Annotated in this window: 13 protein-coding genes; 12 read left to right on the top strand and 1 reads right to left on the bottom strand. The window is 66.9% G+C overall.

Annotated elements, in window-relative coordinates:
* From WA317_RS12380 to WA317_RS12360, 5 genes are all read left to right on the top strand, one after another.
* On the top strand, positions 1–530 hold a 530-nt coding region (locus WA317_RS12380), incomplete at its 5' end, for a DUF6541 family protein (protein WP_425173308.1).
* Between the two features lie 19 nt (positions 531–549).
* Entirely contained in the window at positions 550–1,086 is a 537-nt protein-coding gene (locus WA317_RS12375) for a bacterial proteasome activator family protein (protein WP_425173309.1), read from the top strand.
* Positions 1,087–1,096: 10 nt separating this feature from the next.
* Complete coding sequence (locus tag WA317_RS12370; RefSeq protein WP_425173307.1) at positions 1,097–1,924, top strand: ABC transporter ATP-binding protein; 828 nt, start codon at positions 1,097–1,099, stop codon at positions 1,922–1,924.
* A gap of 45 nt (positions 1,925–1,969) precedes the next feature.
* Positions 1,970–2,875 (top strand): glycosyltransferase, encoded by a 906-nt coding sequence (locus WA317_RS12365; protein ID WP_425173306.1) that lies wholly within the window; start codon positions 1,970–1,972, stop codon positions 2,873–2,875.
* Between the two features lie 49 nt (positions 2,876–2,924).
* Entirely contained in the window at positions 2,925–3,755 is an 831-nt protein-coding gene (locus WA317_RS12360; protein ID WP_425173305.1) for an ABC transporter permease, read from the top strand.
* Positions 3,756–3,800: 45 nt separating this feature from the next.
* On the opposite strand, the gene WA317_RS12355 is transcribed toward WA317_RS12360, so the two are convergent.
* Positions 3,801–4,025, bottom strand: a complete 225-nt coding sequence (locus WA317_RS12355) for a hypothetical protein (protein ID WP_425173304.1) — start codon at positions 4,023–4,025, stop codon at positions 3,801–3,803.
* A gap of 82 nt (positions 4,026–4,107) precedes the next feature.
* Between WA317_RS12355 and WA317_RS12350 the strand changes: the two genes are divergently transcribed.
* The 7 genes from WA317_RS12350 to WA317_RS12320 form a co-directional block, all read left to right on the top strand.
* Entirely contained in the window at positions 4,108–4,332 is a 225-nt protein-coding gene (locus tag WA317_RS12350) for a CsbD family protein (protein WP_425173303.1), read from the top strand.
* Positions 4,333–4,444: 112 nt separating this feature from the next.
* Positions 4,445–4,867 carry a GtrA family protein gene (locus WA317_RS12345; protein ID WP_425173302.1) on the top strand — a complete coding sequence of 141 codons (423 nt, stop codon included), beginning with the start codon at positions 4,445–4,447 and terminating at the stop codon, positions 4,865–4,867.
* A gap of 32 nt (positions 4,868–4,899) precedes the next feature.
* Positions 4,900–6,282 (top strand): FAD-binding protein, encoded by a 1,383-nt coding sequence (locus WA317_RS12340; RefSeq protein WP_425173301.1) that lies wholly within the window; start codon positions 4,900–4,902, stop codon positions 6,280–6,282.
* Positions 6,283–7,047, top strand: a complete 765-nt coding sequence (locus tag WA317_RS12335; protein WP_425173300.1) for a decaprenylphospho-beta-D-erythro-pentofuranosid-2-ulose 2-reductase — start codon at positions 6,283–6,285, stop codon at positions 7,045–7,047.
* On the top strand, positions 7,048–9,009 hold the full coding sequence (locus WA317_RS12330; RefSeq protein WP_425173299.1) for a galactan 5-O-arabinofuranosyltransferase: 1,962 nt from the start codon (positions 7,048–7,050) through the stop codon (positions 9,007–9,009). It begins immediately after the preceding gene.
* Complete coding sequence (locus tag WA317_RS12325) at positions 9,009–12,344, top strand: arabinosyltransferase domain-containing protein (protein ID WP_425173298.1); 3,336 nt, start codon at positions 9,009–9,011, stop codon at positions 12,342–12,344. The genes WA317_RS12330 and WA317_RS12325 overlap by 1 nt, the downstream gene beginning before the upstream one ends.
* Before the next feature lie 79 nt (positions 12,345–12,423).
* On the top strand, positions 12,424–13,619 hold a 1,196-nt coding region (locus WA317_RS12320), incomplete at its 3' end, for an arabinosyltransferase domain-containing protein (RefSeq protein WP_425173297.1).

The following is a 13,619-nucleotide window of genomic DNA, read 5'->3' as shown; positions in this document are numbered from 1 at the left end:
CCGCCACGGTGCTGCTGATCGTGGCGGTCAGCCTGCTCAGCGAGTGGCATTACTTCCCGCGGCACCGGTTCCTGTTCGGCGACAAGTACGACTCGGTCATCATCGACCGGCGAGATCTCGACGCGATGGCCTATCTTGCCGCCCTGCCCGGAGCCAAACAGACCCTGATCGGCAACGGCAACACCGACGGCACCGCCTGGATGTACGCGGTGGCCGACCTGCATCCGCTGTGGACGCACTACGACTACCCGTTCCAGCAGGGCCCCGGCTATTACCGCTTCACCTTCTGGGCCTACGCCGACGATGCGGACACCAATCCGCGTGCCCGGGAGGCCGTCCGGGTACTCAACATCCGCTACGTCCTGCTCAGCGCGCCGATAGTGCGGGGATTCGTCATTCCCGACGGACTAAGGTCACTGGACAAGTCGAAGTCGTGGGCAAGGATCTACGACAACGGTGGAGCCACCATTTACGAATGGCGCGGACCCAGCGAGGGCCTGGCCGCGACGGATTCCCACATCAGGCGTTGATCGGCTCGCGCGTCATGGACTGAAAGAGGCGAAAAGGAGAGTGACTCAATTGAGTATCGGCAACGGCGACGACGACATCGAAATCATCGGTGGCGACATCGATCCCCGACTGGTTTCCGGCCGGGACGACTCCGACTCCGATGACCGGTCGCTGGCCGACCTCGTTCAGCAGCCCGCGAAAGTGATGCGGATCGGCACCATGATCAAGCAACTGCTCGAGGAGGTCCGCGCCGCACCGCTGGACGACGCCAGCCGCAACCGGCTGCGCACCATCCACGCCACCAGTATCCGCGAACTCGAAGAAGGCCTGGCGCCCGAGCTTCGGGACGAACTCGACCGTCTCACCCTGCCGTTCAGCGAGGACGCCGCACCGTCGGACGCCGAGCTGCGCATCGCCCAGGCGCAGCTGGTCGGCTGGCTGGAAGGGTTGTTTCACGGCATCCAGACCGCGTTGTTCGCCCAGCAGATGGCTGCCCGCGCCCAGCTGGAGCAGATGCGCCAGGGTGCGCTGCCGCCGGGCATCGGCCGCGGCGGCGGGCACGGGCAGTACCTGTAAGCAGACAGCGGTGTCGACACGCGGGCCTTACATCGAGACACGCAACGCGTGGGTGGAATTTCCCATCTTCGATGCCAAGTCACGGTCGCTGAAAAAGACGTTCCTGGGCAAAGCCGGCGGGACCATCGGCCGCAACACCTCCAACGTGATGGTCGTCGAAGCGTTGCGGGACATCACCATGTCGCTGAGCCTCGGCGATCGGGTCGGCCTGGTCGGGCACAACGGCGCCGGCAAATCAACGCTGCTGCGGCTGCTGTCCGGCATCTACGAGCCGACGCGCGGCTCCGCCACGGTCAGCGGGCGGGTAGCGCCGGTGTTCGATCTCGGCGTCGGGATGGACCCGGAGATCTCCGGCTATGAAAACATCATCATCCGCGGCCTCTTCCTGGGGCAGACCCGGCGACAGATGCTGGCCAAAGTCGACGAGATTGCCGAATTCACCGAGCTGGGCGACTACTTGGCGATGCCGCTGCGGACCTACTCCACCGGGATGCGGGTCCGGCTGGCGATGGGCGTGGTGACCAGCATCGATCCGGAGATCTTGCTGCTCGACGAAGGCATCGGCGCGGTGGACGCCGATTTCCTGAAAAAGGCGCAGTCCCGCCTGCAGCGCCTGGTGCAGCGCTCCGGCATTCTGGTGTTCGCCAGCCACTCCAACGAGTTTCTGGCCAGACTGTGCAAGACCGCGATGTGGATCGACCACGGCACCGTGCGGCTCACCGGTGGCATCGAGGACGTCGTGCGCGCCTACGAGGGCGAGGACGCTGCCCGTCATGTGCGCGAGGTGTTGGCCGAGACCGGTCAACACCTCGCGGGAACAGCGTCCGGTGATGACTGACCCGCCGGCGACGATGCAGAGCGCAGCGATGAGGAGGAGCGGCGCATGACTGAAGTGTGCGCCGTCGTCGTCACCCACCAGCGCCCCGACGAACTGGCCAAGTCCCTCGACGTCCTGACCACCCAGACCCGGCTGCCGGATCACCTGATCGTCGTCGACAACGGTGCCGACGAGCGGGTCCGCGACCTGGTGGCCGGTCAGCCGATCCCGACCACATACCTGGGTTCGCGTCGAAACCTCGGCGGCGGCGGCGGTTTCGCGCTGGGCATGCTGCACTCCCTGGCGCACGGCGCCGACTGGGTGTGGCTGGCCGACGACGACGGCCACCCCCAGGGCAGCCGGGTGCTGGAGACCCTGCTGGCGTCCGCCGAGCGGCACGGGCTGGCCGAGGTCTCGCCGATGGTGTGTAATGCCGACGACCCCGCCCGGCTGGCATTCCCGTTGCGGCGTGGCCTGGTGTGGCGCAGGCGGGTCGACGAATTGCGCACCGCGCCGGGCCAGGATCTGCTGCCCGGCATCGCCTCGCTGTTCAACGGAGCGCTGTTTCGGGCGTCGACGCTCGATGCGATCGGGGTGCCCGATCTACGACTGTTCATCCGCGGTGACGAGGTCGAGATGCACCGCCGCCTGGTTCGGTCCGGCCTGCCGTTCGGCACCTGCCTGGACGCCGCTTACCTGCATCCATGCGGAACTGCGGAATTCAAACCGATTCTGGGCGGCCGGATGCATACCCAGTACCCCGATGACGCGACCAAGCGATACTTCACCTACCGCAACCGCGGCTATCTGCTGGCGCAGCCCGGCCTGCGTAAACTCCTGCCGCAGGAATGGGTGCGGTTCGGCTGGTTCTTCCTGGTCTCGCGTCGCGACGCGAAGGGTTTGCTGGAGTGGTTCCGGCTGCGCCGGTTGGGCCGTCGCGAACGGTTCGCCCGACCAAAGGAGTGGCCGTGACGCGCGCCGGCGACGATGCAGAGCGAAGCGATGAGGAGGAGCGGCGCAGATGGCCGTAGTTGATGCCGCCGCCCAGTCGAAAACCCTGAGCCGGGCCCGTCGTGACCTGATCGACGGCTACCGCCGCCGCGAGCTGTGGCTGCACCTCGGCTGGCAAGACATCAAACAGCGGTATCGCCGCTCGGTGCTCGGGCCGTTCTGGATCACGATTGCCACCGGAACCACCGCGGTCGCGATGGGTGGCCTGTACTCCAAGCTTTTCCATCTCGAGCTGGCGGTGCACCTGCCCTACGTCACCCTCGGGCTCATCATCTGGAATCTGATCAACGCCGCCATCCTGGAGGGCGCCGACGTGTTCGTCTCCAACGAAGGGCTGATCAAACAGTTGCCGACCCCGCTGTCGGTGCACGTCTACCGACTGGTGTGGCGGCAGATGATCCTGTTCGCGCACAACATCGTCATCTACGTCGTCATTGCGATCGTCTTCCCGAAGCCGTGGTCATGGGCCGACCTGGCGGTCATTCCGGCGTTGGCGCTGATCGTGCTGAACTGCGTGTGGGTGTCGCTGTGCTTCGGCATCCTGGCGACCCGGTACCGCGACATCGGCCCGCTGCTGTTCTCCGTAGTGCAGCTGCTGTTCTTCATGACGCCGATCATCTGGAACGACGAGACGCTGCGCCAGCAGGGCGCGGGAAGCTGGTCGAAGATCGTCGAGTTCAATCCGCTGCTGCACTATCTCGACATCGTGCGCGCGCCGTTACTGGGCGCCCATCAGGAGCTGCGGCACTGGACGGTGGTGCTGGTGCTGACGGCCCTCGGCTGGGTGTTCGCCGCGGCCGCGATGCGCCAGTACCGCGCCCGAGTGCCGTACTGGGTCTGACGCTGCGCCGATGCAGGGCGCGCCCCGAGTCGAGCCGCGGCCGATCTAGATTCGAATTTCAAGGTTGACCAGTATGTAATGCGGGTCGTCGTCCGGCTGCCAGATGTGCTCGACGTTCACACCCGCATGAAGCCGCGCTGGAGCGAAGGTGTTGAACGCCTGAAGCCAGGTACTGAGGTCGGTAATCGGGTGTTTGATATCGGCGAGCATGGGCAGAGCAGCAGCTGGATCACTTCGGAAGCGACCGCGGCAGCGCCAGTCCGGCGGCATCGTTCGTCATCGGCTTTAGTGGGTTGCCGATTGGCCACCGCCCAGCACGGGTATGCGAAGGGCTGGCAAAGGAGGGCCCGTCATGAGTGCGATCGATAAGGCCAGAAACAAAATCCAGAAGCTAAGGGGTCAGGCGAAGGAAACCGTTGGCCGCGCCACCGGCGACCGTAGCCTCGAAAACCAGGGAACAGGCGACCGGGTCAAGTCAGACCTGAAAGACGCCGGCGAAAAGGTGAAGGACGCACTCGGCGGCCGCGGTGGTCGCGGCCGTGGTCGCGGTCGCGGTCGCGGTCGCCGACAAGTGTGACTAGGCGCTGACGAGTCTCACTGCTCGGCACTGACGGACTAACTCGTCTTCATGAGCGGCCGCGCCGGTCGCGACCGCTATACCGGCCGTCCGAGCACGTACACTTCCCGCGATGGCCGAGATCGCTCCCGCTCACGCGCCGTTGAGCCTCACGACGCAGGCGTGGCGGTTCGTCGTCACCGGGGCGCTGTCGGCAATCGTCGATTTCGGCCTCTACCGGTTCCTTGATCTGGTGACTCACCTGCAAATCGACGCGGCCAAAGCGACCAGCTTCGTTGCCGGCACGATCACCGCGTATCTGATCAACCGGCGGTGGACTTTCCAGGCTGCGCCGAGCACCGCGCGATTCCTCGCCGTCATGGCGCTGTATGCGATCACCTTCGTCACGCAGGTCGGCATCAACCATTTCTGCCTGCACGCCTTCCACTACCACGAGCACCCGTGGGCGGTACCCGTCGCGTTCGTCATCGCGCAGGGCACTGCGTCGGTGATCAACTTCATCGTGCAGCGCTCGGTGATCTTTCGCCTGCGCTGACCCGGGAGCAGTAAGCGGTACCCTCTGTGTCGATGTTGAGCAGCGATTTGTCCACCACCACCGCCCGGCTGCACGGGTGGAGTCGCACCGCGCCGTCGGTCGCGCAGCTGCTGTCCACCCCTGACCCCGAGGTCATCGCCGAGGCGGTCGCGCGGGCGGCCGACTCCAGCGGGCGTGGCGTCATCGCGCGCGGGCTGGGCCGCTCCTATGGCGACAACGCGCAGAACGGCGGCGGACTGGTCATCGACATGACCGCTCTGAACCGCATCCACTCGGTCAGCGCCGACACCGGACTGGCCGACGTCGACGGCGGGGTGAGCCTCGACCAGCTGATGAAGGCTGCGCTGCCGTTCGGCTTGTGGGTGCCGGTGCTTCCGGGCACCCGACAAGTCACCGTCGGCGGTGCCATCGCCTCGGACATTCACGGCAAGAATCATCACAGCGCGGGCAGCTTCGGCGACCATGTGCGCTCGATGGAACTGTTGACCGCCGATGGTCAGATCCGCCACATCACCCCCGACGGCGAGGACGCCGACCTGTTCTGGGCCACCGTCGGCGGCAACGGGCTGACCGGTATCGTGCTGCGCGCCACCGTCGAGATGACACCGACCGAGACGGCATATTTCATCGCCGACGGCGACGTCACGCACGGTCTCGACGAGACCATCGCCTTCCACAGCGACGGCAGCGAAGCCGACTACACCTATTCCAGCGCGTGGTTCGACGCGATCAGCGCACCGCCGAAACTGGGCCGCGCCGCGATCTCGCGCGGATCGTTGGCCCGGTTGGATCAACTGCCCGAGAAGTTGCAGCGCAATCCGTTGAAATTCGATGCGCCGCAATTACTTACCTTCCCCGACATCTTCCCCAACGGGTTGATGAACAAACTGACCTTCGTTCCGATCGGTGAACTGTGGTACCGCAAATCGGGCACCTACCGCGGGAAGGTTCAGAACCTGACGCAGTTCTACCACCCGCTGGACATGTTCGGTGAGTGGAACAGGGCTTACGGCTCAGCGGGTTTCGGGCAATACCAGTTCGTGGTGCCCACCGAGGCGGTCGACGAGTTCAAAGGCATCATGAAAGACATCCAGCGCTCCGGCCACTACTCTTTTCTCAACGTGTTCAAGCTGTTCGGGCCCGGTAACCGTGCCCCGCTGAGCTTTCCGATCCCGGGCTGGAACGTCTGCGTCGACTTTCCGATCAAACCCGGGCTCAACGAATTCCTCAACGAACTCGACCGGCGGGTGCTGGAATTCGGCGGCCGGCTCTACACCGGCAAAGACAACCGCACCACCGCCGACGTGTTCCACGCCATGTACCCCCGCGTAGACGAATGGATCGCGTTACGCCGCAAGGTCGATCCGACCGGGGTCTTCGCCTCGGACATGGCCCGACGTTTGGAGCTGCTGTAGATGGTGCTCGACGCCGTGGGCAATCCGCAGACCATCCTGCTGCTGGGCGGCACCTCGGAGATCGGCCTGGCGATCTGCGAGCGCTACCTGCTGAACGCGCACGCCCGCATCGTGCTCGCTGCGCTGCCCGACGATCCCGGCCGCGACGACGCCGTCGCGCAGATGAAGGCCGCCGGCGCGAAGTCGGTGGAGCTCATCGACTTCGACGCCGTCGACAGCCACAGCCATCCCCAGGTGATCGACGCGGCGTTCAGCAACGGCGATGTCGACGTCGCGATCGTCGCGTTCGGCCTGCTCGGTGATGCCGAAGAGTTGTGGCAGAATCAGCGCAAAGCGGTCCAGATCGCCGAAATTAACTACACCGCAGCGGTTTCGGTGGGTGTGCTGTTGGGCGAGAAGATGCGCGCACAGGGCTTCGGTCAGATCATCGCGATGAGCACGGTGGCCGGTGAGCGGGTGCGACGGTCCAACTTCGTCTACGGCTCCACCAAGGCCGGCCTTGACGGCTTCTACCTCGGCCTCGGTGAGGCGTTGAAGCCCAGCGGTGTCCACGTTCTGGTCATCCGACCGGGCCAGGTGCGGACCCGGATGAGCGCCCACATCAAAGAGGCGCCGTTAACCGTCGACAAGGAATACGTCGCCGATCTGGCGGTGACCGCGGCCGCGAAGGGCAAAGAGCTGGTGTGGGCGCCTGGCGCTTTCCGGTACGTGATGATGGTGCTGCGGCATATCCCACGGCCGATCTTCCGCAAGCTGCCCATCTAGATGCGGAACGCGCTGGGCACGGCCGGCCAGCTGGCCGTCGCGGCGATCATTGCCGCCGGGCTGTCGGTGTTCTCGCTCACCGCCATCCGCGGTGTGCAGTGGCCGGCCTATCCGTCGTCGAATCAACTGCACGCGCTGACCACCGTGGGGCAAGTGGTCTGCATCGTCGGCCTGATCGCCGTGGGCTGGCTGTGGCGCGGCGGCAGACCGGCCGGTCAGCTGGTGGCCCGGCTGGGCGCGCTGATTTTCTCGTCCACGTTCTCCGTCGTGACGCTGGCCATGCCGCTGGGCGCAACCAAGCTGTATCTGTTCGGCATCTCTGTCGATCAGCAGTTCCGCACGGAGTACCTCACCCGGCTGACTGACTCCCCGGCGCTGTGCGACATGACCTACCAGGGCTTGCCCGCGTTCTACCCACCGGGCTGGTTCTGGATAGGTGGGCGGGTGGCGGCGCTGACCGGCTCCCCTGGCTGGGAGATTTATAAGCCGTGGGCCATCACCTCGATCACGATCGCCGTCGCGCTGGCACTGGTGTTGTGGTGGCGGATGGTCCGGTTCGAAGTCGCGCTGATCGTCAGCACCGCGACCACCGCGGTGACGCTGGCCTACAGTTCGCCCGAGCCGTATTCAGCGATCATCACTGTGCTGCTGCCCCCGGTGCTGGTACTGGCGTGGTCGGGCCTGCGGGCAGGATCGCGCGAGCGTGAAACCAGCGTCACGTTGGACCCCGAACGTGACGACAGCGTCACGCCCGCGCCCGAGGCCGGCGGCTGGGCCGCTGTGCTGGGTACAGGAATCTTCCTCGGCTTCACCGCCACCTTTTACACGCTGCTGTTCGCTTACAGCGCGTTCACCTTGGTCGTGATGGCGCTGCTGTTGGCCGCCTTCCGGTGGCGGCGGAACGGGATTCGCGCGGCGCTGGACCCGCTGGTCCGGCTGCTCGGCGTCGCCGTCATCGCGGCCGCCATCGCCGCCACCACCTGGCTGCCGTTCCTGTTGCGGGCCGGCCACGCTCCGGTCAGCAACACCGGTAGCGCCTGGCACTACCTGCCCGCTGACGGGGCGCAGCTGACGTTCCCGATGCTGCAATTCACCCTGCTCGGCGTGCTGTGCATGATCGGCACGGTGTGGCTGGTGGTGCGGGCCCGCTCGGCGGTGCGGGCTGCGGCCCTGGCGATCGGCGTGCTGGCCGTCTACCTGTGGTCGCTGCTGTCGATGCTCACAACGCTGGCGCGCACCACATTGTTATCGTTCCGGCTGCAATCGACGCTGACGGTGCTGCTGGCCGCGGCCGGGGCGTTCGGCGTCATTGAATTGACCAGTGCACTGTCGGCGCGTGGCCGGGAACGGGCATGGGGCCGCGGTGTGTTGCCGGTCGCCGCGGCTCTCGGCCTGGTCGGGGCAATCGGATTCAGCCAGGACATTCCCGAGGTGCTGCGACCGGACATCACGATCGCCTACACCGACACCGACGGCCACGGCCAGCGTGGCGACCGTCGTCCACCAGGCTCGGAGAAGTACTACCCCGCCGTCGACACGGTGATCACCCAGGTTACCGGTAGACCGCGCGACCAGACCATCGTGCTGACGGCCGATTACAGCTTTTTGTCCTTCTATCCTTATTTCGGCTTCCAAGGGCTGACGTCGCACTACGCCAATCCGCTCGCGCAGTTCGACCTGCGGGCAGCGCAGATCCGAAGTTGGTCCAAGCTGAAAACCGCCGACCAGTTCGTCCGGGCCCTTGACACGCTGCCCTGGCCGCCGCCGACGGTGTTCCTGCTGCGCCGCGGCGCGAACGAGACTTACACCCTGCGGCTGGCGGAGGACGTCTACCCCAACCAGCCCAACGTCCGCCGCTACACCGTGGACCTCAAGGCCGCGCTGTTCGCCGACCCGCGGTTCAACGTGCAGACCATCGGCCCGTTCGTGCTGGCCATCCGCACACCGGCGGCACACGACTGATGTCCACTGAAACCGCACCTGACGGGCCACTACCATCTAGCAGCGTGACCGCCGCGCAGGCGAACGCCCAGACCGCCCGAGACGACGCCCGAGCGGTGAACGACCGAACCAGCCGCGACTACCGGGTTGCCCGGGTCGTCGCCGTGATCGCCGGACTGCTCGGTGTGGCCCTCGCACTCGCCACTCCGCTGCTGCCGGTCAAACAGACCACCGCCGAATTGAACTGGCCCCAGAACGGGGTGTTCTCCAGCGTCGAGGCGCCGCTGATCGGCTACGTCGCCACCGACCTACGCATCAGCATCCCCTGCCAGGCCGCGGCCGGGCTGGCCGGACCGCGCAGCGCCGCAAAAACGGTGCTGCTGTCGACCGTGCCAAAGCAGGCGCCGAAAGCCGTCGACCGCGGCCTGCTGATCGAACGGGCCAACGACGACCTGGTCGTCGTGGTTCGCAACGTCCCAGTTGTGGTGGCACCGCTGAGCCAGGTGCTCAGCCCGGCCTGCCGACAGTTGACGTTCGTCGCGCACGCCGACAAGGTGACCGCCGAGTTCGTCGGGCTGACCCAGGGACCCGACGCCGAGCATCCCGGCTCGCCGTTACGCGGTGAGCGTGGCGGCTACGACTTTCGACCGCAGATCGTCGGCGTCTTCACCGACCTGTCCGGTCCGGCGCCACCGGGCTTGAGCTTCTCGGCGACCGTCGACACCCGCTACAGCAGTGCGCCGACCTGGGTGAAGCTGGCCGCGATGGTGCTCGGGGTGGTGCTGACCGTCGCCGCACTGGTCGCGCTGAACATCCTGGACCGCGCCGACGGTACCCGCCACCGCCGCTTCCTGCCTCCGCGGTGGTGGTCGCTCAGCGGGCTGGACGTGCTGGTCACCGCGGTGCTGGTGTGGTGGCATTTCGTCGGCGCCAACACCGCCGACGACGGCTACATCCTGACCATGGCCAGGGTGTCGGAACATGCCGGCTACATGGCCAACTACTACCGCTGGTTCGGCACGCCCGAGGCGCCGTTCGGCTGGTATTACGACCTGCTGGCGCTGTGGGCTCACGTCACCACCGCCAGCATCTGGATGCGGCTGCCAACGCTGGTCATCGCGCTGACGTGCTGGTGGGTGATCAGCCGGGAAGTCATTCCCCGACTCGGTGACGCGGTCAAACACTCCCGCGCCGCGGCGTGGACGGCGGCGGGCGTCTTCCTGGCGTTCTGGTTGCCGCTGAACAACGGATTGCGCCCCGAGCCGATCATCGCGCTGGGCATCCTGCTGACCTGGTGCTCGGTGGAACGAGCGGTAGCCACCAGCAGGTTGTTACCGGTCGCAGTCGCGTGCATTGTCGGCGCGCTGACGTTGTTCTCCGGGCCGACCGGGATCGCGTCGATCGGTGCCCTGCTGGTCGCGGTCGGACCGTTGCAAACGATCATCCGCCGCCGATCCCAACAGTTTGGCGTGCTGCCGCTGCTGACGCCGATCGTCGCCGCGGCGTCGGTCACCGTGATCCTGATCTTCCGCGACCAGACCTTCGCCGGCGAACTTCAGGCCAGCGTGGTCAAGCGTGCGGTGGGACCGAGTCTGAGCTGGTTCGACGAACATATTCGCTACGAGCGCCTGTTCATGGCCAGCCCGGACGGGTCGGTCGCCCGCCGCTTCGCCGTGCTGGCGTTGCTGGTGGCGCTCGCGGTGTCGGTGGCGGTGTCGTTGCGGAAGGGGCGCATTCCGGGCACGGCCGCCGGGCCCACCCGTCGCATCATCGGCATCACGATCATCTCGTTCATCGCGATCATGTTCACCCCGACGAAGTGGACCCACCACTTCGGCGTGTTCGCCGGCGTCGCCGGCTCGCTGGGGGCGTTGGCCGCTGTCGCCGTGACGGCCGCCGCGATGCGCTCCCGGCGCAACCGCACCCTGTTCGCGGCCCTGGTGCTGTTCGTGACGGCGCTGTCGTTCGCCAGCGTCAACGGCTGGTGGTATGTGTCGAACTTCGGCGTGCCATGGTCGAATGCGTTCCCGCAATGGCAGTTCGGCTTCACCACCTTGCTGCTGGGGTTGACGGTGCTCACCTTGCTGGTTGCGGCGTGGATCCATTTCCTCAGCGACGGCTCGTCGCGGGGCAGGCAGCCCCGACTGGACTCGAGGTTGACCCGAGCCCTGCATTCCCCGCTGGCGATCGCGGCCTGGGCGTTGGTGTTCTTCGAGGTGCTGTCGCTGACTCTGGCGATGACCGATCAGTATCCGGCGTGGTCGGTGGGCCGTTCCAACCTGCAGGCCTTGCCCGTTTTGGGGACCGGTAAGACCTGCGGACTGGCGGACGACGTGCTGGTCGAACTCGACCCCAACGACGGCATGCTCAGCCCAGTGGGCGTACCGGCCCAGGATGCGCTGAGCGCGGGTTTCGCCGAGGGCTTCGACCCCAACGGTATTCCCGCCGACGTCTCAGCCGACCCGGTGATGGAACGCCCGGGTGATCGCAGTTTCCTGGACAACGACGGGCTGATCACCAGCAGTGAAGCCGGCACCGAAGGCGGCACTACGGCCGCGCCGGGAATCAACGGGTCCCGTGCCCGGTTGCCGTACAACCTGGACCCGGCCCGCATCCCGGTCCTGGGTAGTTGGCGCCCGGGTGTGCAGGTACCTGCCAGGCTGCGCTCGGCCTGGTACCGGCTGCCGTCAAAAGCCGAGCGCGATGCGGCCGGGCCGCTGCTGGTGGTGTCAGCGGCGGGCCGGTTCGACCCGCGCGAGGTAGAAGTCCAGTGGGCCACTGATCAAGGAGCAGCCGACGGCAAACCCGGCGGCACCGTCAGCTTCGGTGACGTCGGGGCGCAACCGGCCTGGCGCAATCTGCGGGCGCCGTTGTCCGCGATACCCCCCAACGCCAGCCAGGTTCGCGTCGTCGCCGGCGACGAGGACTTGGCGCCGCAACACTGGATCGCCGTCACGCCGCCGCGTATACCGCATCTGCGCACGCTGCAGGACGTGGTGGGCTCCGATGAGCCGGTACTGCTGGACTGGCTGGTCGGCCTGGCATTCCCGTGCCAACGCCCGTTCGACCACCGCAACGGTGTCATCGAAGCACCGAAGTGGCGCATCCTGCCCGACCGATTCGGCGCCGAGGCCAACTCCCCGGTGATGGACAACAACGGCGGCGGCCCGCTGGGCGTGACCGAGTTGCTCGACCGCGCCACCACCGTGCCCAGCTATTTGAAGGACGACTGGTTCCGGGACTGGGGCGCGTTGCAGCAGCTGACGCCGTATTACCAGGATGCGGCGCCGGCGCGCCTCGACCTCGGTTCGATGACCCGCAGCGGCCTGTGGAGTCCCGCGCCGCTGCGGCACTGATGATTTGCGTCGCCGGGCCGGCTTGGCGACGGCCCTGCTGCAGCCAGACACCCAGACCGATCGCATACGATCGAGCCTCGTGTCCCAGGACGGTAATGAGCGATCGGCGCGGCACACCGCGCGGCTGATCGCCGTCGTCGCGGGAATCGCGGGACTGTTGCTGTGCAGCGTGGTCCCGTTGCTCCCGGTCAAGCAGACCACCGCGAAGATCCTGTGGCCGCAAGGCGCCACCCCTGACGGCCACGTCACCGGCATCACCGCTCCGCTGGTGTCCGGCGCACCCCAGGCTCTTGACATCTCGATCCCCTGCCCCGCGATCGCCACGTTGCCGCCCGCCGGCGGCCTGGTGCTCTCGACGCTGCCCGCGGAGGGGTTTCAGGCCGGCAAGAGCGGGCTGTTCGTCCGCGCCGACAAAGACGTGGTCGTCGTCGCGTTCCGCGATTCGGTGGCCGCGGTGGCACCCAGGCCGGCGATCGCCGCCGGAGCTTGCAGCGTGCTGCATCTCTGGGGTGGCGGCGGCGGCGCGGGCGCGGACTTCATCGGCATTCCAGGCGCCGCCGGGGTTTTGCCGCCGGAGAACAAACCGCAAGTCGGCGGAATCTTCACCGACCTGAAAGTGGCGGCGCAGCCGGGGTTGTCGGCCCGCATCGACGTCGACACCCGGTTCATCACCGCGCCCACAGCCCTCAAGAGGATCGTGATGGCCGTCGGAGCGTTGGCCGTCCTGGTCGCCATCGTCGCGATGGCCGTCCTCGACCGTCGCAGCCGAGGTGGCCGGGCTGCTTCAGGGCGCCGCGTGGGGGCGGCAGTCTGGGTCGCCGACCTCGGTGTGATCGCCACACTGCTGGTCTGGCACGTCATCGGCGCCACCTCGTCGGACGACGGCTACAACCTGACGATCGCCCGGGTCGCACCGAAAGCCGGCTACGTCGCCAACTTCTACCGGTACTTCGGGACGACGGACGCCCCGTTCGACTGGTATCTCTCGCTGCTGAGCAAGTTGGCGTCGGTGAGCACCGCCGGTGTGTGGATGCGGCTGCCGGCCACGCTGGCCGGGATCGGCTGCTGGCTGATCATCGGCCACTGGATGCTGCGGCGGTTAGGTCCGGGCCGGGGCGGTCTGGCGGCCAATCGGGTCGCGATTTTCACCGCGGGCGCGGTGTTCTTGGCCGCGTGGTTGCCGTTCAACAACGGCCTGCGCCCCGAGCCGATCATCGCCCTGGGGGTGCTGGTCACCTGGGTGCTGGTGGAACGAGCCATCGCGCTGCGGTGGGT

Source organism: Mycobacterium sp., from assembly GCF_049802695.1.
Classification (GTDB): Bacteria; Actinomycetota; Actinomycetes; order Mycobacteriales; family Mycobacteriaceae; genus Mycobacterium.
The sequence above is the reverse complement of the archived record's forward strand: the minus strand, read 5'-3'. Positions and strand labels throughout refer to the sequence as shown.